General features: G+C 48.2%; 18 protein-coding genes and 1 other annotated feature. Of the genes, 11 read left to right on the forward strand and 7 right to left on the reverse strand.

The window, feature by feature from the left end:
• The first annotated feature begins 667 nt into the window (after positions 1-667).
• The 7 genes from M1D61_RS08910 to M1D61_RS08940 all read left to right on the forward strand — a co-directional run bounded on the left by M1D61_RS08910 (position 668) and on the right by M1D61_RS08940 (position 8703).
• Positions 668-1195, forward strand: coding sequence for a hypothetical protein (locus M1D61_RS08910; RefSeq protein ID WP_458122019.1), 528 nt, complete (start codon positions 668-670; stop codon positions 1193-1195).
• A complete protein-coding gene (locus tag M1D61_RS08915; protein ID WP_458122020.1) occupies positions 1195-2697 on the forward strand; it encodes an AAA family ATPase in 1503 nt (500 codons plus the stop codon). Before M1D61_RS08910 ends, M1D61_RS08915 begins: the two co-directional genes overlap by 1 nt.
• A 267-nt stretch (positions 2698-2964) precedes the next feature.
• Positions 2965-3837, forward strand: coding sequence for a 3-hydroxyacyl-CoA dehydrogenase family protein (locus M1D61_RS08920; RefSeq protein ID WP_458122021.1), 873 nt, complete (start codon positions 2965-2967; stop codon positions 3835-3837).
• Positions 3834-5033 carry an acetate/propionate family kinase gene (locus M1D61_RS08925; RefSeq protein WP_458122022.1) on the forward strand — a complete coding sequence of 400 codons (1200 nt, stop codon included), beginning with the start codon at positions 3834-3836 and terminating at the stop codon, positions 5031-5033. The genes M1D61_RS08920 and M1D61_RS08925 overlap by 4 nt, the downstream gene beginning before the upstream one ends.
• A gap of 38 nt (positions 5034-5071) precedes the next feature.
• A complete protein-coding gene (asnS, locus tag M1D61_RS08930; RefSeq protein WP_046215054.1) occupies positions 5072-6364 on the forward strand; it encodes an asparagine--tRNA ligase in 1293 nt (430 codons plus the stop codon).
• A gap of 51 nt (positions 6365-6415) precedes the next feature.
• The gene (locus M1D61_RS08935) at positions 6416-7111 is read left to right on the forward strand and encodes a DnaD domain-containing protein (RefSeq protein WP_458122023.1); all 696 of its coding nucleotides are present in this window, start codon (positions 6416-6418) and stop codon (positions 7109-7111) included.
• A 1175-nt stretch (positions 7112-8286) separates the two neighbouring features.
• Positions 8287-8703, forward strand: coding sequence for a LysM peptidoglycan-binding domain-containing protein (locus tag M1D61_RS08940; protein WP_458122024.1), 417 nt, complete (start codon positions 8287-8289; stop codon positions 8701-8703).
• Positions 8704-9034: 331 nt separating this feature from the next.
• Here the strand turns inward: M1D61_RS08940 and mtnB are convergent, their stop codons facing one another.
• The 7 genes from mtnB to M1D61_RS08975 form a co-directional block, all read right to left on the reverse strand.
• Positions 9035-9682: a methylthioribulose 1-phosphate dehydratase gene (mtnB, locus tag M1D61_RS08945; RefSeq protein ID WP_458122025.1), complete on the reverse strand. Its 648-nt coding sequence runs from the start codon at positions 9680-9682 to the stop codon at positions 9035-9037.
• Positions 9679-10353 (reverse strand): 2-hydroxy-3-keto-5-methylthiopentenyl-1-phosphate phosphatase, encoded by a 675-nt coding sequence (locus tag M1D61_RS08950; RefSeq protein WP_458122026.1) that lies wholly within the window; start codon positions 10351-10353, stop codon positions 9679-9681. Before M1D61_RS08950 ends, mtnB begins: the two co-directional genes overlap by 4 nt.
• Positions 10350-11564, reverse strand: a complete 1215-nt coding sequence (locus M1D61_RS08955; protein ID WP_458122027.1) for a 2,3-diketo-5-methylthiopentyl-1-phosphate enolase — start codon at positions 11562-11564, stop codon at positions 10350-10352. Before M1D61_RS08955 ends, M1D61_RS08950 begins: the two co-directional genes overlap by 4 nt.
• The gene (gene proC, locus M1D61_RS08960) at positions 11561-12430 is read right to left on the reverse strand and encodes a pyrroline-5-carboxylate reductase (protein WP_458122028.1); all 870 of its coding nucleotides are present in this window, start codon (positions 12428-12430) and stop codon (positions 11561-11563) included. Before proC ends, M1D61_RS08955 begins: the two co-directional genes overlap by 4 nt.
• Positions 12431-12550: 120 nt before the next feature.
• Positions 12551-13798: a glutamate-5-semialdehyde dehydrogenase gene (locus tag M1D61_RS08965; protein ID WP_458122029.1), complete on the reverse strand. Its 1248-nt coding sequence runs from the start codon at positions 13796-13798 to the stop codon at positions 12551-12553.
• 97 nt (positions 13799-13895) lie between these two features.
• Positions 13896-15005, reverse strand: coding sequence for a glutamate 5-kinase (proB, locus tag M1D61_RS08970; protein WP_458122030.1), 1110 nt, complete (start codon positions 15003-15005; stop codon positions 13896-13898).
• A 58-nt stretch (positions 15006-15063) separates the two neighbouring features.
• Positions 15064-15284 (reverse strand) — a binding site (T-box leader).
• A gap of 163 nt (positions 15285-15447) precedes the next feature.
• Positions 15448-16650: an aminotransferase class I/II-fold pyridoxal phosphate-dependent enzyme gene (locus M1D61_RS08975; RefSeq protein ID WP_458122031.1), complete on the reverse strand. Its 1203-nt coding sequence runs from the start codon at positions 16648-16650 to the stop codon at positions 15448-15450.
• A gap of 204 nt (positions 16651-16854) precedes the next feature.
• Here M1D61_RS08975 and M1D61_RS08980 point away from each other — a divergent pair, with 204 nt between their 5' ends.
• The 4 genes from M1D61_RS08980 to M1D61_RS08995 all read left to right on the forward strand — a co-directional run bounded on the left by M1D61_RS08980 (position 16855) and on the right by M1D61_RS08995 (position 20024).
• Positions 16855-17664 (forward strand): carbon-nitrogen family hydrolase, encoded by an 810-nt coding sequence (locus tag M1D61_RS08980; RefSeq protein ID WP_458122032.1) that lies wholly within the window; start codon positions 16855-16857, stop codon positions 17662-17664.
• 161 nt (positions 17665-17825) lie between these two features.
• Entirely contained in the window at positions 17826-18236 is a 411-nt protein-coding gene (locus tag M1D61_RS08985; RefSeq protein ID WP_458122033.1) for a histidine phosphatase family protein, read from the forward strand.
• Positions 18237-18457: 221 nt separating this feature from the next.
• Entirely contained in the window at positions 18458-19402 is a 945-nt protein-coding gene (locus M1D61_RS08990; protein ID WP_458122034.1) for a ring-cleaving dioxygenase, read from the forward strand.
• Between the two features lie 13 nt (positions 19403-19415).
• Positions 19416-20024, forward strand: coding sequence for an alpha/beta hydrolase (locus tag M1D61_RS08995; RefSeq protein ID WP_458122457.1), 609 nt, complete (start codon positions 19416-19418; stop codon positions 20022-20024).
• Positions 20025-20206 lie beyond the last annotated feature (182 nt).

Here is a 20206-nt window from a genome sequence, read left to right on the forward strand (position 1 = left end):
TCCGGTCTGGGTGTACAAGAGCTAATTGTATGTGTAATTATAGAAAAAGCGACCGCAGAGAGTACCAACTCCTGTACGGTCGCTTTTTTTGTAGATTTTATGAATTACTTTTTCTGTCTTACAGCTTGAACTGGGACACCGTTTCCTGCAGTTTTTGCCCTATTCTGTAGTGTAGCGGTATAGGGGGCTAAAGCTTGGGTAAACTTGCAGCAGATGATCGAAAAGCAGTAGTATAGTAATAAGCTTTTTTAATTAATGATTAGATCACATCATATATGGAAAAAGAAGATATTTATTTCCAGATGCAGACTAATGATATTTTTAGCTAATATTCTAAACTTACCGTTAAAAAAACGATTTCTGTATAGCATCTTCGACAAAATAACAAAATAACAAAATAACAAAAAAACCGAAAATATTCGCATGCATAAATACAAGCATACAATTTCAGATTTTACAGTATCTCTTATATGTAAAAAAAGTTCATAGAGTTGCCTTAAATAGGAGTAAATGGTTATGATATACTACAATTATCTTCAATTTGTGTAAAATATTTTTAAGAATCACAAAAAAACCTGTCGTTTTTGGGTTACCGAAAGGCTAATGTCTGCCGAAATAAAGTTATATAAAATAACTGCACCATGTATATACACAGAGGAGGACATGTATGAAACTTCGGGCAATGCCTGTTATGATTACCGTAATCGTTTCAATTGCCGTACTGTTTGGGGGCTGGTTTACGTATCGTCAGCTTACTCTGCACAACCCACTCATGAAAATTGTTCAGTCTTATCCGGGTGTGACTTCCGCCCAAGTTACTATTAACCAGAAAGAGATCGCTTTGAAACTCGATTTGAAACCGGAAGCAGATTTGGGGGCTCTTGTTCAACAAATCCATAAGCAAAGCACTGATATTCTTGGTACCCGTACTCTCAAACTAGAAGTGGTTGACCATTCGAATGACAAGCTAAATCAGATCTGGGAGAACGCCATGTTCCCTGTATCCCAGGCAATGGCCAATCGTGAATATACTGAAATACCAAAAACTCTTGAAGAAATCGCCAAGCTGAACAATGGTGTTCACGCCAAGGCGGAGATGGATGACCGCAATGTCTATGTATCGCTCAGCAACGGCAAAGCCAGCAAATTTCTCATTCTGCCGCGCAGTACTCAAGATACAGGAGGAAATGCCTAATGCCTAAATGGACCAAAGAAGTTATTATCGGATTTGTACCTGTCCTGCTCATTTTCCTGTTATACGTTGGATATAATATATTGCCGCTGCTGCTGCTGGTGGCTGTAGTCGGTGGAATCCTGTTCTTCATGCAGGCACGCGGCGGACTCGCTGTCGGCGCCAGCCAGGAACGCAACCGCAAAAAGAACGGTCCGGTCAAGCTGACTTTTGAGCAAATCGGGGGTCAGGACAATGCCAAGCGCGAACTGCGTGAAGCACTCGATTTCCTCGTACGTCATGATGAAATCAATAAATTCGGTATCCGCCCGCTCAAAGGTATCCTGCTGACAGGGCCTCCGGGAACCGGTAAAACACTGATGGCCAAAGCGGCTGCACATTATACAAATTCTATTTTTGTCAGCGCTTCGGGTAGTGAATTTGTGGAGATGTATGTTGGTGTTGGTGCAGGACGTATCCGTGATCTGTTCAAGGATGCACGTACCCGCGCTGCCAAGGAAAATAAACAAAGTGCGATTATCTTTATTGATGAAATTGACGTAATCGGCGGTAAGCGTGAAGGTGGACAGCAGCGTGAGTATGATCAGACGCTGAACCAATTGCTGACTGAAATGGATGGTATCTACAGCAACGAAGCACCACGTATCCTGATTATTGCTGCAACCAACCGCAAGGAAATGCTGGACAGCGCACTGCTGCGTCCTGGTCGTTTTGACCGTCATATCCAGGTCGATCTGCCGGACAAAAAAGGCCGCAAGCATATTTTGGAACTGCACGCTGCCAACAAGCCAATGGGTCCGGAAACCAATCTGGACAAACTGGCTGAAGAAGCTTATGGATTCTCCGGTGCACAGTTGGAGAGCGTAATGAATGAAGCTGCCATCTATGCGATGCGTCAGGATGAAGAAATGATCAGCCAGCGCCATATGTCAATGGCGATTGATAAAGTCATGATGGGTGAAAAGACAGATCGTGAATCCAGTGCAGAAGAGAAACAGCGCGTAGCCATTCATGAATTGGGACATGCCATTATGGCAGAGGTTGTCCGTCCGAACAGTGTAGGCCAGGTTGCTCTGAGCCCGCGCGGACAGGCACTCGGTTATGTGCGTCACAATCCGCAGCAGGAGCAGTACCTCTACACCAAGCCTTTTCTGGAAGAGCAAATCATGATCGCGCTCGCTGGTGCAGCTGCCGAAGAGATGTATTATGAAGGCCGCAGCACAGGTTCGAGAGGTGACTTTGACCAAGCGCTGAACATTGTGCAAAATATGGTTGAAGCCGGTCTGACCAAACTCGGTATCGTTACAATCAACATGGTTCCCAAAGAACTGCTGATGAAAGAAAGCAATGCGATTCTGGAAGAACTCGGTGAGCGTACCCGCAAACTCCTGGAGGAACGCCGTCACATTTTCGACAGCTCCCTTGACATTTTATTACAGGAAGAAATCCTCTCGGGTGAGCAATTCCGCGAACAATTCAAGAAAAGTTCAAATGTACCAGCTTAATTCAAAAAGCTGGTACTTTTTTTTTACTTTTTGCCTGTGCTACGGTATTATTAGATGTTGGAGATTATATAGAAGCCCGGCATTTTTCATCATTACATTTCTTATGCTTGGCATGGTTGAAATAGACGAAAACAATCGTTTGTCTCGTTCTGTTTTGCTTTAAATAGAGCTTGGGAAGAATATGAAAGTGTGAAGGGCCAGATGGTATCCGGCTAGACTATTTAGCTTATATACCGTACTGAATATTGGAAGGGTGGAATAGAAAGCATGAATTTTAAAAAAGTCGGCGTTATCGGCGGCGGTACAATGGGTCAGGGCATTGCAGAAATGCTGGCCAAAAAAGGTATCGAGGTGCTGTTGGTTGAGAAGACTCCGGACAAACTGGACAATGCATGGAGCATGATTGAGACCAGTCTGGACAAGCAAATGGAAAAATGGGCACTGACCCAGGCGGAGAAGAAACTTATTCTCGGTAAAATCCAGAAAGTGACTCACTTTGCCGATCTCGGCTCCTGCGATCTCGTTATCGAGACGATCAGCGAAGATCCGCAAGCGAAAAAAGAAGTGTTCGCACAGTTGGATCAGGTCTGCTCCAGCAGCGTTATTCTGGCGAGCAACACGTCCACGCTCAGCTTGACCGAGCTGGCCAGCTCCACTAAATATCCGGAACGTGTCATCGGACTTCACTTTATCTATCCGGTATCCAAAATCGACCTCGTTGAAATCATCCGCGGTCTGCGCACTTCCGACGAAACATTTGACCAAACCAAAAACTTTGTCGAAGAGACAGTGGAAAAAAGAGGAATCATGGTTTATGAATCCCCTGGTTTCGTAACGAGCCGTATCATCTGTCTGCTGATCAACGAAGCACTGCACGTGCTTGAAGAAGGCGTAGCTTCTGCCGAAGATATCGACGATGCGATGCGCGTTGGTTACCAGTTCCAATACGGACCACTGGAAATGGCTGATCGCTTCGGTCTGGATTCCGTCAATGCTGCCCTGGAGCGCATGTTCCGCGAGTATGGCGAGCTGAAATACCGCCCGGCAATCATTTTGAAAAAAATGGTGCGTGCAGGCAGTCTCGGCGTGAAAACAGGCGAAGGATTCTTCAAGTATGACAAGGATGGTGACCGGATATGAAAGTACTCGTAATTAACTCAGGCAGTTCTTCACTCAAATACCAGCTGTATGATATGACCGATGAATCTGTTCTGGCCAAAGGACTCGTCGAGCGGATCGGGATGGACTCTTCTATTCTGACACACAAGCCGACAGGCAAAGAGGAAGTTACCGAAGTCAGCGAAATTCTGGAACACAACACAGCGATCCGCAAAGTTATCGACAAACTGACCGACAAAACGCATGGTGTACTGGAAAATGTAAATGAAATCAATGCTGTCGGCCACCGCGTTGTACACGGCGGCGAGTTCTTCAAAGAATCCGCTATTGTGGACCAGCAGGCCAAAAAGGACATCCGTGCCCTGATCGATCTGGCACCGCTGCATAATCCAGCTGCCATCATGGGTATCGATGCTTCTGAAGTTAATATGCCAGGCGTACCGCAGGTCGTTGTATTTGATACAGCATTCCACCAGACCATGCCTGAAAAAGCGTACCTGTACGCTATTCCGCGTGTACTTTACAACAAATACAAAGTGCGTCGCTACGGTTTCCATGGCACGTCGCATTATTATGTAAGCCATGCAGCAGCCGATTTCCTGGGCAAGCCGCTGGAAGACCTTAAAGTCATCACGGCTCACATCGGTAACGGCGGCAGTTTGACAGCTGTACAGGGCGGCATTTCTGTGGATACTTCTATGGGGATGACTCCGCTGGAAGGTCTGATGATGGGTACGCGCAGCGGCGATCTGGATCCGGCGATCGTTCCTTATGTAATGAATAAGGAAGAGCTGACCGTGAGCGAAGTGAATCTGATGCTGAACAAGCACAGTGGTCTGCAGGCGATCTCCGGTATCAGCAGTGATATGCGCGAGATTACCGATGGTTTGGAAAAAGGCGATCCGCATTCCACACTGGCATTTGAAATGTACGAATACCGTCTGCGCAAATACATCGGCTCCTATGCGGCAGCGATGAATGGGGTAGATGTACTCGTGTTTACAGCCGGTGTAGGCGAGAATTCCGCAATTGTGCGTAAATCCGTTTGTGAGAACCTTAGCTATCTGGGTGTCGAAATCGACGAGGAACTGAACAAAGTACGCTCCGGCGATCCGCGCCGCATTTCCACACCGAATTCCAAAGTAGAAGTGCTGGTTGTACCTACCAATGAAGAGCTCGTTATCGCACGCGATACCTACAAACTCATCAACAAGTAAGAACAACAGCATGGTATAGACAAGGGGAGAATGAAAGAATGTCCACTAAAACCGTTATTAAAAAAGTCAATGAGCATATTGGCGAAACCGTAACGATTGGAGCATGGATTAACAACAAACGTTCCAGCGGCAAAATTCAATTTTTGCAGCTGCGTGACGGTACAGGCTATATCCAGGGCGTTGTCGTGAAAAGTGAAGTTCCGGAAAGCGTCTGGAACGATGCCAAAAGTCTGACCCAGGAGAGTTCCCTGTACGTAACCGGTGTGGTTCGTGAAGAGCCGCGCAGTAAATCGGGTTATGAGATGACTGTAACCGGCATCGAAGTGATCCATATCACGTCGGAGTATCCGATTACACCCAAAGAGCATGGCATAGATTTCCTGATGGATCATCGTCACCTGTGGCTGCGTTCCAATCGTCAGCGTGCGGTTATGGTTATTCGTGCAGAGATTATCCGTGCGGTTCAGGAATATTTCAATACAAATGGCTTTACCAAAGTGGATCCGCCAATCCTGACGCCTTCTGCAGCAGAGGACACCACAGAGCTGTTCCATATCAAATATTTCGATGAGGATGCCTACCTGACACAGAGCGGCCAGCTGTATATGGAAGCCGCTGCAATGGCGCTGGGTAAAGTCTATTCCTTCGGTCCGACATTCCGTGCCGAAAAATCCAAAACCCGTCGTCACCTGATCGAGTTCTGGATGATCGAGCCGGAAATGGCTTTTACAACGCATGAAGAAAGCCTGGAAGTGCAGGAGCAGTTTGTATCCCATGTGGTACAATCTGTACTCAAAAACTGTCGTGCCGAGCTGGAGACCCTGGAACGCGATGTAACCAAGCTGGAAAACATCGTGGGTCCATTCCCGCGCATCACTTACGATGAAGCGATTGAATTCCTCAAAGGCAAAGGCTTTGATATTCCATGGGGCGACGATTTCGGTGCGCCGCATGAGACAGCTATTGCCGAAGCATATGACAAGCCGGTATTCATTACACATTATCCAAAAGACATCAAGGCATTCTACATGAAGCCTGATCCAGAGCGTCCGGAAGTAGTGCTGTGCGCTGATATGATCGCTCCTGAAGGTTATGGGGAGATTATTGGCGGTTCGCAGCGTATCGACGATCCGGCATTGATGGAGCAGCGCTTCCAGGAACATAACCTGGGCGAAGCCTATCAGTGGTACATGGATCTGCGTACTTACGGAACGGTTCCTCACTCCGGCTTTGGACTGGGACTGGAACGCACAGTAGCATGGATTTGCGGTTTGGATCACGTTCGTGAGACGATTGCTTTCCCTCGTATGCTGTACCGTTTGTATCCATAATTTCCGTACCGACACATGACTCAGGGTGGACGTATCGAAAGGATGGTTAAAATGGGCGGAGAACAATGGAAAGCATGGGCAAAAGGCGCTGCGTATACGATGGGCATGCAGACAGCCAATATACCTTATGCGCTGCTGAAGTATTATCAGGCGCTGGATCTGGATGATGCTGAAGCGATGCTGCTGCTGCAGCTGCTGTCTTTCCGTCAGGTAGAGCATAATGAATTTCCGACGCTGGAAGAGCTGGAATGGAGAACCGGTGCAGCGCCAGGAATGATCGCTGCCCGCATCCAGAAGCTGATGAAAGCCGGATTTATCGTGATTGAAGATGAACAGGACCCAATGACAGGCATCCGCTACGAGCGGTATGACCTGAGCGGCTTGTATGAGAAACTGGGCACCATTCTGGCCTCCGAGCAGCAGGAGCGCATTACGACGATCAGTGAGCCGCCCGCTGCGGTGGTCAGCCAGGCAAGCAAGGAAGAAGAGCGGGAGCGTAATCTTTTTATTATTTTCGAAAAAGAATTCGCCCGTCCGCTGTCTCCAATGGAATGCGAGACAATCTCCGGCTGGCTGGATCAGGATCGGTATCCGGAAGAACTGATCCTGATGGCGCTCAAAGAGTCTGTATTCGCCGGTAAGCTGCATTTCCGGTATATTGACCGTATTTTACTGGAGTGGAACCGGAACCGTGTACGCACGGTTGAGGACGCCCGGGCCTACACCCAGAAGTTCCGTCAGCGTTAAGCGGCAGAGCTGCTGGATAGACCGTGGGCCGATAGAAAAGTTCTGCATAATGGGATTAAAACCGGTGAATGACAAGGTTAAATAATAAAAAGGCTGCTCTTAGGAATCAGATTCTTGAGAGCAGCCTTTTTGCTATATACATGAAAGAATGAGATGGTAAGAACTAAAAGAGCTAAAAGTCAGTAATAACTGCCGTCTATTCATATCATTGTAGACTATGTATAACACACAATAACCTTGCATAAAGCAGAGCAAGAAAACATGCATCATAGTAAATGCTTAGGCTGAATAGATCATTTGGCAAAGCAAATACGGTAAAAAATAAGCACTTTAAAAATATTTTTTTAGGAATATTTTTTCGTTATTATAACATTATTTAACTTTAAATTAAATTAATGTTATAAATCCGGATGTGAATAATTATTTAATTTATAGTATAAATATTTCATTTCAGAATTATGATAAATAACAGTTCAAAAACTATTTTTGTGATTATATAATTAACAATTTACTCATAAACATAGAATAAGAAAATAAATATGTTAGTTTATATAACATTAAAAATGAAATATATTATTATTAAGTGGGTGAAAAATCAAAATTATTCTGAAAAAAGAATATTTGTTTTAGGCGAAAATCTTTTCATAGCAAGTTATTTAGGAAAGCTATATAAGTATAAGGCGTTCATAAATTCATAACTACATGTAATTATTGATTTAATTAGGAAGCAAAAAATATTATATTGAACAGAAAAATTGTCAAAATAGCTAACATAGCAGAAAATAGGATGCAAATTGTGAACAACAAGTGACACAAACAGATTTGTAAACGGAAAATGAAACAATATGCATCCAAAATAAAGAATTGTAAAATCTATGTAAAATGTAAGCGTAACAATAATTAGGTTTCCATATAGTTATATTTGGATTTAATTTTACAAAATCATATCCGTATTAATTTCATTAGGCTTGCAATTTATTTGAAATAGGAGTAAAGTAACTTTTGCCCTTAATAAACAAGTACCGGTTGTTTGAAAAAAGGTGTGCTGGAGCTTATATTTATTCATCAGCGCATCTCATCCTACCAGAGTACACAGTAAATAAGCATCAGTATTGGCTTCAGGAGTTTACTTAAATATCGATGTAAAAAAACATAATTAGAGGAGAGTTAAAACCATGAACGCAAAAATTCAAAAAGTATTATTGTCCACAGTAGTAGCAGCAGGTATGGGAACTGTTGCAATCGGAGGAACTCACGCTTTTGCAGCATCCGATAAATCCACCCACGACAAAAACAAAGACAGAGCAGAAGCTATTGCTGACAATGCTGCTTTTCTGGCTGCACAAGAAGCTCAATTCAACGCACTGTTTGGTACTAAAGAAAATACAACTACAAAAGAAGAAGCAGCTGCCCCAACAACTGAGACAACTGCTCCAACCAAAACAGAAGCTAAACAAGATATCGTTGTTGTTGTTCCACAAGGTGCCAGCCTGACTGAAATCGCTGCTCAATACGGTGTAACTGTAGACGAACTGGTTGCTGCCAACAACCTGCTGCCTGCTGGTTACCAACTGACTGTTCCACAAAAATAAGAGTTATTCACTGATCGGCCAAGAAAAGTGTAATTGTTCAGAGAATAAAATGGACTCATTTGCTGCCACAAATGGGTTCATGCTCTGAAACTTATTTTGTGCAACACGCAATTTCAGATGTGCAGAATCAACGTGATACTGTACGTCTGTTTTTATAATTTAATTCAGTATACGGGTATTTGTTGCAAAGGGCAATAATAAAAAGTTTTTCATACAATAAAAGCTGACATTTTAAAAATGTCAGCTTTTTTGTGCGCTTTCATTGTAGTAGAACCGAACGAATAATACAAAAAAAATCATTCGTTCGATTTTTCTGTTTTGGAATAGCTACTCAGGATTTGCGCAGCAGCAGATCTCGGTAAATATATTCAAAAATAAACTCAAATGCCTCAAGATGACGTTTCGCTTCAAAAGCATTTTTCCCCCAGGCATAAATACCATGACCACGCAGCAGGATACCGGGAATGGATGGGTTCAACACGCCAGATACCAGCTCGGCGATTCTGGGGATCTCGGCATAGTTGGGTAATACCGGAATTGTAATTGCCGCATTTTCCTCCCAGATGTTAAAAGCCTTGATCAACTCCAGCCCCTGGATCGGAACCGCCCCCTGTTCACCGAAATACTCACTGACAAGATTGTTAAATACGGTATGCACATGGAATACAGCTCCGCAGCCTGTCTCCCGATAGATCTCGCAGTGGATCAGTGTCTCTGCGCTCGGCTTGAGGCCGGTTGTCTCGCATGGACGGCCGTCCTGATCGACGAACAGGAAATCGGAAGGGGTGCTGACCGATTTGTCCTTACCGCTGGCGGTAATTGCAAAGTGGAAGTTATCCGGGGTATAGTCGCCTATACGCAGCGACAGATTACCACTTGTACCGGGAAACCAGTGGCGGGCAGCAAACTGCTCCTTGATGCCGCTCAGTTCCTGCAGTACAGCTTGTTTTTGCTCAAGAGGTATGTTCACAAAGCTCATAAGTGAATCGCTCCTATTCTTTGTCGGAAATCGTTAATGATATCGTGGAATGTCTGGAACGGGACATGGGGTACGCCCAGCTCCTGGCATTTCTCTGTCAGTACCGAACGCGAGTAGACCAGATCAGCGATCCGTGCACCTTCAAAGTCAGTCAGACTGTCACCGATCAGAATGCGCTCATATCGCTCAGGCGGAAATTCGCGCATGACGGTCGTTTTGCACATACCGCAATCGTTATGGCAGTGATCGTCACATGGATGCGGCCATAGAATCTCGATATGCTCTCCGGAAAAGTCGACGCTGTTGCAGAAGATATGCTCTTCCGGGATACCGAATGGCTCCAGCAGCGGTTTGAGGAAGAAATCGATTCCTCCGCTGGTGACATAGTATGGAATCTGATGCTCACGGACCAGATTCAGAAATTCCTGGAATCCTTCGCGAATACCCGCATGGGTCATGACGAACTGAACAATCTCGTCTTTGCTGGAAGAAGGCATCAGCGCGAACATGGCGCCTACTCCATCGCGGATCGAACATTTCTGGGCGACGACTTCCTGCATGATGGATTCATAACCCGGCGGAGAGAAATGCTTCATAATCGCGACAATATTGTCGGTATTGGTAATCGTACCGTCAAAGTCGCAGAAAATAACCGGCTGTCTGGATGTCATCGTTCTGCCCCCCAGATCTCAATTGCCTGAGCCAGTTCGGTATGTCCCTGAACCGCATAATCTGCCAGTGATACACCGGATAGCGCGGCATCAATCGCCTGCTGGAAGGCTCTTCCGCCTGCGCTGGCACCACCTGGATGGCCGTGAATACCACCGCCTGCATTGATGATCACATCGGTGCCAAAATCTTTGAGAATCAAAGGAACAAGCCCTGGATGAATGCCCGCAGATGGAACCGGGAAGCTCTGCTTGTACGGCAGGCTGCCGGTAATCAGCTGCTCACGAATCGCCATATTTTCCTCGCGCGGCATCGTTACCGATCCATACGGAGAAGGGAACAGCACCAGATCGGCTCCTGCCAATCGCATCAGCTGACCGAGCAGTACCGAAGCGGAGATTCCGTAGTAAGGCGATGGGTAGTAGGCACCTGCAAGAGCAGGATGAGCCATGATCGGAATGTTGATCTCCGGATCGGCGCTCAGCTCGGACAATACGTCATAGCCATAAGACAGCACATTGAGCAGCAGGGCATTGGCGCCGGCATCAATTGCTTTTTTGGCTTGTTCTTTCAATTGGAAAGTATGACCGGTCAGATTGGCGGCATACAGCACTTTTTTGCCGGTCTCGGCTTGAGCGGCTTCAGCAGCCTGCCGACAGGCAGCTACACGCTTCTCGATCGGTGTCAGTTCATTTTCGAACAGGATCTCGTCATCCTTGATGAGATCCACACCGCCGAGCGCCTGAGCGCTGAACTGGCGGGTCAATTCATCCAGATCATGACCGATCACTGATTTGAAAATACTCATTAACAGTGGACGTTCCGGTACACCCAATAATTGACGTACACCCTGGATGCCGAATTTGGGCCCTTTGAAATGGCTCAGGAAGGACTCGGAGAACTCCAGATGAGTCAGCTTGATGCGTCCGTCCATGGAAATCTTGCCGAATACAGTAACGAGCAGGGCCGGGATATCACTGCTGAAATTGGCATCGGGATAAGCGATACGCACATCAGCATAACGCTCACCTCCGGCTGGCTCATGTACTTCAACCGAGATAACTTCACCCAGATGTTTTTTCATCGATTCCTGCTTGGCGGCAGGCAGTTCGGTCCAGCTGCCGACGGTCATGCCGATCGCGATAGACTGGGCTTTTTTGTGGAAATCCGCTTTGTCATCATAAAGGCGGTAAGAGGCGATGCAATAGCTCATGAATTTTCCTCCTTTAATACGGCTCCCATCTCGCGGGAGCGTTCTGTACAGCGCTGAATCGCGCGGATAATGGTATTTTTCATATGTTCTTCTTCAAATACTTTCACAGCCGCAGCGGTCGCTCCATTCGGGGAAGTGACCTTGGCTCGCAGATCAGCCGGGTCTTCGCCTGTCTGCTGCACCATATGGGCTGCGCCGATTGCGGTCTGCACCGTCAATTCACGTGCCTGCTCCGGTGTCAGTCCGCCCTCGATACCCGCCTGGATCATCGCTTCCATCATATAGTATATATAAGCGGGACCACTTCCGGAAATACCGGTCAGCGTCTCCATTTGATTTTCCTCGATTTCCGTAACCGTACCAACAGCTTCAAACAGATGACGCACAAGCTTTCTTGCGTCGGCAGATACTTCATCCGAGAAGACAATGCCTGTCGCGCCAAGACCGATGGTGCTGGACGTATTCGGCATGGTACGTGCGACAGGCTGAGCTTGACCGAGCAGATGCTGAATACTTTCTACGGAAAGCCCGGCAATGACAGAGACGAGCAGCTGGTCGGGACTGAGCAGTGGGCCAAGTCCCCGCAGCGCTTCTGCTGCATCGGCTGGCTTCATCGCCAGAATGATAATTTTGGAAGTGCGCAGTACATTTTCGCGTTCCGATTCATGGCCGATTACCGATACGCCGTAGCGCTGAATCAGATAATGGAGCCGTTCCTGATTACCACGGTTGAGCATCGTAACCTGTCCCGGTACGACAACCGAGCGGTGTACCAATCCTCGCAGAATAGCTTCAGCCATCGAACCTGCGCCATAAAAGCAGATCGGTTCCTGAATAAGTGTTTGTTGCTGTGCTGAGTGACCCATAATTGATTTCATCCTTTCTCTATGACCTGTATAAGCAGATCATCTTGCATGCATTTCATACGTATATACAATAGTGGAATTTGAAAATATCCAAATCATTGCTGTTCATTGACTGGCTGTTCATTGACGAATCTGTCCGTTGCCGTAGATCCGGTATTTGGTGGAAGTGAGTGCAGGCAGTCCCATAGGGCCGCGGGCATGAAGCTTCTGTGTACTGATACCAATTTCTGCGCCAAAGCCAAATTCAAATCCATCGGTAAACCGGGTAGAGGCATTGTGATAGACGGCTGCCGCATCCACTTCCTGCATAAAGCGGGTTGCATGGGCTTCATCACGGGTAACGATACATTCGGAATGCTTGGTGCTGTAGGTGGCGATATGCTGGAGCGCTTCATCCAGACTGCCCACCAATTTGATATTCAGAATATAGTCATTGTACTCGGTCGCATAATCCTGCTCATTCGCTATTTCCGTCCAAGGCAGCAGCTCACGCGTAAGCGGACAACCGCGAACTTCTACCTGATGCTGCCGCAGTGCTTCAGCCAGCTGGAGGAACGCTTGCTGGTCATATTCGGTATGAACGAGCAGTGTCTCCATTGAGTTGCAGACCGAAGGACGCTGCACTTTGGCATTGAGCGCGATATCGCGGGCCATATCCGCATCCGCCGAAGCATCGATAAATGTATGGCAGATTCCGGCACCGGTCTCGATCACCGGTACGGTGGAGTTCTGAACCACATTCTGGATCAATGAGCTGCCGCCGCGTGGGATGATGACATCGATCAGATCATTGAGGCGCATCAATTCATTCACCGAAGCCCGGTCGGCATCTTCAATTAGCTGAAGGGCTTCTTTTGGCATGGCAGAGCGTTCCAGCGCTTCGTGCAGCACTTCGATAATTTTGCGGTTGGAAGACAATGCCGCAGACCCGCCGCGCAAAACGACGGCATTGCCTGTTTTGAGTGATAAACCGGCGGCATCCACGGTAACGTTCGGGCGTGCTTCATAAATAATACCGATAACCCCAAGCGGTACGCGGATTTTCTCAATAATTAATCCGTTCGGACGTTCCATCGTCTCCATCAGGGTACCGACCGGATCATCCAGATCGGCAATCTGGCGCAGCGCCGAAGCGATTGCTTCGATACGTGTATAATCAAGACGCAGACGGTCAAGCATGGACTCGGAAGTCCCTTCACGCCGTCCTCGTTCAATATCTTCATGATTGGCTGTAATAATAACTTCTGCCTGATGAACAAGCGCTTCAGCCATAAGCAGCAGCGCTTCATTTTTGTCAGCTGTGCTCAGATTGGCGAGCGCACCGGCAGCTTGACGGGCCAGTGTAGCTTTGGCAACAACTTCACTCATTGGAAATCCCTCCTGATTGGAATGGTTATATGGGTTTGATTATTCTTTTATGAAAATGATGAACTGCAGTCATCCAGCGATACTCCATAATCTCTTCCTAAAGTGAAATCCATTCATCCCGGTGAATGGCTTCCAGGTGATGAATATCCTGAATACCGAGTCTGGCAGCAATCTCAGTACTGGGCAGTCCGGCAATCTGCAGCAGTTGATCATGATCATAGTTGACGATGCCGCGTCCCAGTGTGTCTCTCTGCAGATTCTGTACTTCGACGACATCGCCGCTGTGAAACTGGCCCTCTACCTGGCGAATGCCAACGGGCAGCAGACTGCGTCCATCATGCAGCAGTGCTTTTTCGGCACCCTGGTCCACGATCAGCGTACCGAGCGGGATAGAGAGGAAGCCGAGCCACTGTTTTTTCATCGGCAGGGAAGAGCTCTGGGTTGTAAAATAAGTACCTTTTCCGGTACCATGGGCTGCATTCAGCAGATCACCGGCATCGCGTACCTGACCGACAAATACCGGCACCCCGCCGCGGGTAGCGATTTTGGCTGCATCGACTTTGGAGCGCATACCGCCTGTACCAACAGCCGAGCCTGCATCGCCGGCCATCGCATAGATTTCATCCGTAATCTCATCGATTCGTTCGTAACGTACCGCATCCGGGTCTTTGCGCGGATCGGCTGTGTATAATCCGTCCATATCGGTAAGAATAAGCAGATTGGCCGCTTTGGCCAGATTGGCGACGAGAGCAGATAAGGTATCATTATCACCGAATTTGAGTTCATCTACTGATACGGTATCATTTTCGTTGATAATCGGGATTACGCCCTGCTTGATCAGCTCTTCGATCGTCATACTGGCATTGGTGGCCCGTTTGCGGTGATTAAAGTCGCTGCGGGTCAGCAGAATCTGGGCACTGACAATACCGTGTCTGCCAAACGCCTCCTGATAATCACGCATCAGCAGCGCCTGACCGACCGAGGCGGCAGCCTGCTTTTCGTGCAGCAGCTTGGGACGTACGCTGTAGCCGATTTCCCGGAAGCCTGCAGCTACCGCTCCCGAGGTGACCAGCAGCACGGCATATCCGGCCTGCTGGAGAGCAGCGATTTCTGCTGCAAAAAAATTCACCGCTTCATGATTAAGCCCACCCTGGGGACCTGTCAACGAGCTGCTGCCGATTTTGACGACAATACGCTGTTGTACCATTGTTTGTTCACTCCTTTAATTCATAAAAAAAGACCTTCATCCCCTGTATCTGTTGATACAAAAGGACGAAAGTCTGTACTTCCGCGGTACCACCTTTGTTGACAGAAAATGTTTCTGTCCGGCTCCAATCCCGGATAACGGCGGGAGACCGTTCAGCGTTTGGGCGCTGAATGCTCGGGGGCAGGTTCGGCAAAGGCAAACGGTGAATCCTTTCAGCCCGTGGGATTCACTCTCTATACACGCTGCGATATTGCTTACTATTCCCGTCATTGCAGTTATATCATCATAAGGTCAGTGGAATGCTTTTTCTCACAGCAGCATAGCGACTGCAGCAGCTGATCCATCTGATATTCATGTTCTCGGCGTAGCTGGTATTGCACATTAGAATAGCACGTTCCGCTGCTTTTGCCAAGCACCGCATTGCTTGCTTCCAGCAAGTTTTTCAGAACAGATTCAGTTTACCGATCCGGCGAACCGCTTCACGCAGACGTTCTTCCGAAGTCAGCAGGCCGATACGTACATAACCTTCACCCTTGGTACCAAAGCCGATACCTGGTGCAACCGCGACATGTGCCTGTTCCAGCAGCAGTGTGGCAAATTCTCTGGAGCCCATGCCTTCCGGTACAGGCAGCCAGCAGAAGAAGGAACCTTTGGGTGCTTCCGCTTTCCAGCCGATCTGGTCCAGTTCTTCAAAGAAGGCATTACGGCGGGACTCGTACATGGCCACCAGATCGGTGACACACTGCTGGTCATCGGTCAGTGCACGCGCTGCCGCCGCCTGAATGCCGCCGAACAGGCTGACATACACATGATCCTGCATCAGATTGATCAGGCGAATGATTTCTTTGTTGCCGAGCGCAAAAGCAACGCGCCAGCCGGCCATATTGTAAGTTTTGGATAGAGTGTAGAATTCAACGCCCACTTCCTTGGCGCCCGGCACCTGCAGGAAGCTGACCGGCTGCTGATCGTCAAAACCGATCGCACCATAGGCAAAATCACTCGCAACTACAATCTGGTGTTCCCGTGCGAACTGCACCGTTTCTTCATAGAAAGAATATGGAGCGGTCGCAGAGGTCGGATTGTTCGGGTAATTGAGGAACATCAGCTTGGCACGCTCTAATGTCTCGGGCGCGATTGTACTGTAATCCGGCAAATAAGCATGATCTTCGGTCAGCGGCATAAAAGCCATCTCTGCACCGGCCAATGCTACGCCGGACCAGTAATCCGGGTATCCGGGATCAGGCACGAGGCAGACATCGCCTGCTTCCAGCATAATCTGACTGATTTCAATTAATCCGGTCTTGCCGCCAAACAGTATGGCGACTTCCGTCTCGGGGTCCAGATCCACATCATAATCTTCCTTATAACGCTGGGCGGCAGCTTCCTTGAGGAAGGCATACCCGGAGAACGGCGAATATTTATGATACTGCGGATTGCCTGCCGCTTCCCTCAGTTCCTCAACGATATGAGGAGGGGTCGGCTGGTCGGGATTGCCCTGTCCCAGATTGATCACATCATGTCCGGCAGCGACCTGCCGATTCACATCCTGAACAAGTTTGGCGAAAAACTGCTCGGGCAGCTGATTCATGATACCGGCAGGCTTGATTGCAAAAGCAGAGCCTATGCCGTGGTTGTTATTTTGCATTGTATTCATCACTCCGGTGGCTTCATTTTGGGTAAAATGTACATAGTCTTCCTAATCTATCACGATTTTTCCGATGAGTATAGGGGTATTTTCTGGAAGAGGTGAATAGGCATTGATTTTATCAGAATACTAAGGATATGATGGAAACAGAAACGATTGTGCCGGTGCTGACAGCCGGAATTGAATGGTAAGGAGAGAAGATGAATGACAATGCGTACATTACATATAAGCCTGATCCAGATGGATATTGAATTGGGAAATCCGGAGGCCAATCTGCAGCGGGCTGAAGAATGGATTCGTCAGGCAATGGAAGCTTATCCGAGACCCAATGTAATCATGCTGCCCGAGATGTGGAATACCGGCTATGCGCTGGATCGGCTGGACGGACTGGCTGAACCGGAGAATGGGCCTTATACATTCTGGATGAGTGAGACCGCCCGGCATTACGGAATTACGCTGGTAGCCGGCTCGATCTCCGAGCAGCGGCAGTCCGGCTTCTATAATACGCTGTATGTGTTCGGCCCGGATGGTGAGCGTACTGCCCGCTATGACAAGATTCATCTGTTCAAGTTAATGGATGAAGAGAAATTTATGCAGCCTGGCGAACAGACGGCTTTGTTCCCATTGGGAGATATTACGGCAGCCGCCTCGATCTGCTATGATATCCGTTTCCCGGAACTGGCCCGTACACTTGCGCTGGACGGAGCCAAAGTATGGTTCGTACCGGCAGAATGGCCGCATCCGCGTCTGAACCACTGGCGTACGCTGCTGACCGCGCGGGCGATTGAGAACCAGATGTATGTCATTGCCTGCAACCGGGTAGGCCGGGATGAGAAGAGTCATTTCTTCGGTCATTCGATGGTCATTGATCCGTGGGGGGAGATTCTGGCCGAGAGCGGTGAAGAAGAAGGCATTCTGACTGCAACGATCGATCTCGATCTGTCGGAAGAAGTACGTGAACGCATTCCCGTATTTGCAGACCGCCGCCCGGAGCTGTACCGTCATCAGGACTGATGCACCTAGAATGGATACAGGCCGAGAGTGCCTATATAATAGAATAAGAAAGATTAAGAACCGTTCCTTGACTGCATACTGCTGCCGAATGAACGGTTTCTTTTTGGATAGGCAGGTAACGCTCACATCAGAGCCGATTTTGGATAAAGAAGGGTCAGGCAATGAGCATCACATTTCTGCTGGTAAGACACGGTATCAAAGAAAGGACAGCAGGTGATGTGCCTATCACCAGCGAAGGAAAACAGCAGGCTATACGTACAGCAGACCGGGAATACATCCCCCCGGTGGGAGATTCAGCCTGTCAGGCTGGAGAGAGGCTGAACTCCGTATTGTCCGAACTGGCAGCAGAACATCCGGCTGGCAGTACAGTAGTGATTGTTACTCATGGCGGCCTTATTACAGACTTTCTCGTCGGCGTATTGTCCGAGAGTCAACTTGGGCGCTGGCATCCCCGGTTCATTACTGAGCAGAGCACACTGATTCCGGAATGTTCCATTACGGAACTTCTGTATGACAGGGAACACTACCAGCTGACTTCATTGGCATCGGTCGAACATCTTACCGAAGACTAGGCCAAATAGCTGTTATTATCACTTACTAAAAGTTAGTTAGTTGTGGTTTCAAAACTGTTTTGCTTTACCCCCTTTTCTTCCTGTCCAGAGTGGATATAATAAAGATATAGAAATTACCTACAATTAAAGATATTTAATGCTTAAACATTCACAATAACGTGTAATTACATCAAGCCGCATTGGCAACTACCCTAACCCTCATCCAAAAGGAGCTGGAATTCATGACACTTCGTACAGCCGGAATTCATCACATTACTTCTTTCGTTACAGACCCGCAGCGCAATGTTGATTTTTATGCGGGAGTACTCGGACTGCGTATGGTGAAGCAGACCATTAACTTTGATGCACCGGAAGTTTATCATTTATACTTTGGCAATGAGGGCGGTAGCCCTGGCACGATCGTAACCTTTTTCCCGCAGCCGGGATCGCGTAAAGGTGTAATCGGCGCAGGTCAGCTGGGTATTACCGTATTTGCCGTACCGCCTGGCGCACTGCCTTTCTGGGAAGAACGCCTGAACCGCCTGAACGTGCATGTGGAAAAGGCAGAGCGTTTTGGAGAGCAGCTGCTTCGTTTTACCGATTATGACGGACTGCGTATTGAACTGGCAGAACGTGAAGAAGGAGCACTCAGCACCTGGGAGTGGGATGGCATCACTCCACAGCAGGCGATCAAAGGATTCGGCGGCGGTGTACTGTTCAGCGGACGTCCGGAACGTACGCTGCATACGGTAGAGCATGTGCTCGGACTGACCCGGATTGGCGAAGAAGATGGATATGTACGCTTCAAAGCAGCCGGTGATATCGGTAATATCATTGACGTTAATTCACGTGATCTGCCGCGCGGTATCGGCGGCGCCGGAACCGTTCATCATATCGCCTGGCGGGCAGCGGATTTTGAAGAACATGAGCAGTGGCGTGAACAGGTAGCTGCAGCCGGATTCCAGCCTACCCCGGTTATCGACCGTCAATACTTTAATGCAGTGTATTTCCGGGAAGATGGAGGCATACTGTTCGAGATCGCGACCGATCCTCCAGGCTTCGCCAATGACGAGACCGCTGAAGAGATGGGCAGCAAATTGATGCTGCCGGAATGGTATGAACCGCAGCGTGCGCTGATTGAGAGTAATCTGCTGCCGATTCAGGTCCGTAAAGTGGAGGGGAAATAAAATGACAACGACAATGAAGCATATTTTCAAACAGGGAACTGATCCCAATCAGCCGGTACTGCTCCTGCTCCACGGCACTGGCGGCAATGAGCATGATCTGCTGCCGCTGGCAGAAATACTGGCACCGGAAGCTTCGGTGCTCGGTGTCCGGGGGAATGTATCCGAAAATGGCATGCCCCGCTTTTTCCGCCGACTGGCAGAAGGGGTGTTTGATGAACCGGATCTGATTGCCCGCACCCATGAGCTGAATGCATTTCTGGATGCTGCGGCAGAGGAATATGGATTTGACGGCCGAAAAGTAGTAGCTGTCGGGTATTCCAACGGTGCCAATATCGCTGCCAGTCTGCTGTTCCACGATGCCACCTCCCTGCAGGGAGCGATTTTGCACCATGCGATGGTCCCGCTGCGCAGCCTGGATCTGCCGGATCTGACAGGCGTTCCGGTGTTTATGGCTTCGGGTACCAATGATCCGATCATTCCGCGGCAGGAAAGCGAAGAGCTGGGAAGTCTGCTGGCTAATGCGGGAGCAGATGTAACGATGCATTGGGAGAATAATGGACATCAGCTTACGGCAGCAGAAGTACAGACCGCAGCTGGATGGTATGCCCGCAAATTCCGCTGAAGATAAAGCAGATACAACAACTGAACACCTGATGCAGCAAAATCAAGATAGGATAATAAATAAAAACGGTACAGCATAATGATACGCTGTACCGTTTTTTGTTGTTGTCGTATTTGTGGGGTGCATATTTCCATCCAGAGTAGAACAGGAAGTGTAAAGTGAAGAATATATATTTCAATCAT

Source organism: Paenibacillus sp. Z6-24 (genome assembly GCF_054161335.1).

What these genes read in the sequence shown, in the direction of transcription:
- M1D61_RS08910 (WP_458122019.1), top strand. Translation starts at nt 668, where the DNA reads ATGAAACTTCGGGCAATGCCTGTTATGATTACCGTAATCGTTTCAATT.
- M1D61_RS08915 (WP_458122020.1), top strand. Translation starts at nt 1,195, where the DNA reads ATGCCTAAATGGACCAAAGAAGTTATTATCGGATTTGTACCTGTCCTG.
- M1D61_RS08920 (WP_458122021.1), top strand. Translation starts at nt 2,965, where the DNA reads ATGAATTTTAAAAAAGTCGGCGTTATCGGCGGCGGTACAATGGGTCAG.
- M1D61_RS08925 (WP_458122022.1), top strand. Translation starts at nt 3,834, where the DNA reads ATGAAAGTACTCGTAATTAACTCAGGCAGTTCTTCACTCAAATACCAG.
- asnS (WP_046215054.1), top strand. Translation starts at nt 5,072, where the DNA reads ATGTCCACTAAAACCGTTATTAAAAAAGTCAATGAGCATATTGGCGAA.
- M1D61_RS08935 (WP_458122023.1), top strand. Translation starts at nt 6,416, where the DNA reads ATGGGCGGAGAACAATGGAAAGCATGGGCAAAAGGCGCTGCGTATACG.
- M1D61_RS08940 (WP_458122024.1), top strand. Translation starts at nt 8,287, where the DNA reads ATGAACGCAAAAATTCAAAAAGTATTATTGTCCACAGTAGTAGCAGCA.
- mtnB (WP_458122025.1), bottom strand. Translation starts at nt 9,682, where the DNA reads ATGAGCTTTGTGAACATACCTCTTGAGCAAAAACAAGCTGTACTGCAG.
- M1D61_RS08950 (WP_458122026.1), bottom strand. Translation starts at nt 10,353, where the DNA reads ATGACATCCAGACAGCCGGTTATTTTCTGCGACTTTGACGGTACGATT.
- M1D61_RS08955 (WP_458122027.1), bottom strand. Translation starts at nt 11,564, where the DNA reads ATGAGCTATTGCATCGCCTCTTACCGCCTTTATGATGACAAAGCGGAT.
- proC (WP_458122028.1), bottom strand. Translation starts at nt 12,430, where the DNA reads ATGGGTCACTCAGCACAGCAACAAACACTTATTCAGGAACCGATCTGC.
- M1D61_RS08965 (WP_458122029.1), bottom strand. Translation starts at nt 13,798, where the DNA reads ATGAGTGAAGTTGTTGCCAAAGCTACACTGGCCCGTCAAGCTGCCGGT.
- proB (WP_458122030.1), bottom strand. Translation starts at nt 15,005, where the DNA reads ATGGTACAACAGCGTATTGTCGTCAAAATCGGCAGCAGCTCGTTGACA.
- M1D61_RS08975 (WP_458122031.1), bottom strand. Translation starts at nt 16,650, where the DNA reads ATGCAAAATAACAACCACGGCATAGGCTCTGCTTTTGCAATCAAGCCT.
- M1D61_RS08980 (WP_458122032.1), top strand. Translation starts at nt 16,855, where the DNA reads ATGACAATGCGTACATTACATATAAGCCTGATCCAGATGGATATTGAA.
- M1D61_RS08985 (WP_458122033.1), top strand. Translation starts at nt 17,826, where the DNA reads ATGAGCATCACATTTCTGCTGGTAAGACACGGTATCAAAGAAAGGACA.
- M1D61_RS08990 (WP_458122034.1), top strand. Translation starts at nt 18,458, where the DNA reads ATGACACTTCGTACAGCCGGAATTCATCACATTACTTCTTTCGTTACA.
- M1D61_RS08995 (WP_458122457.1), top strand. Translation starts at nt 19,416, where the DNA reads ATGAAGCATATTTTCAAACAGGGAACTGATCCCAATCAGCCGGTACTG.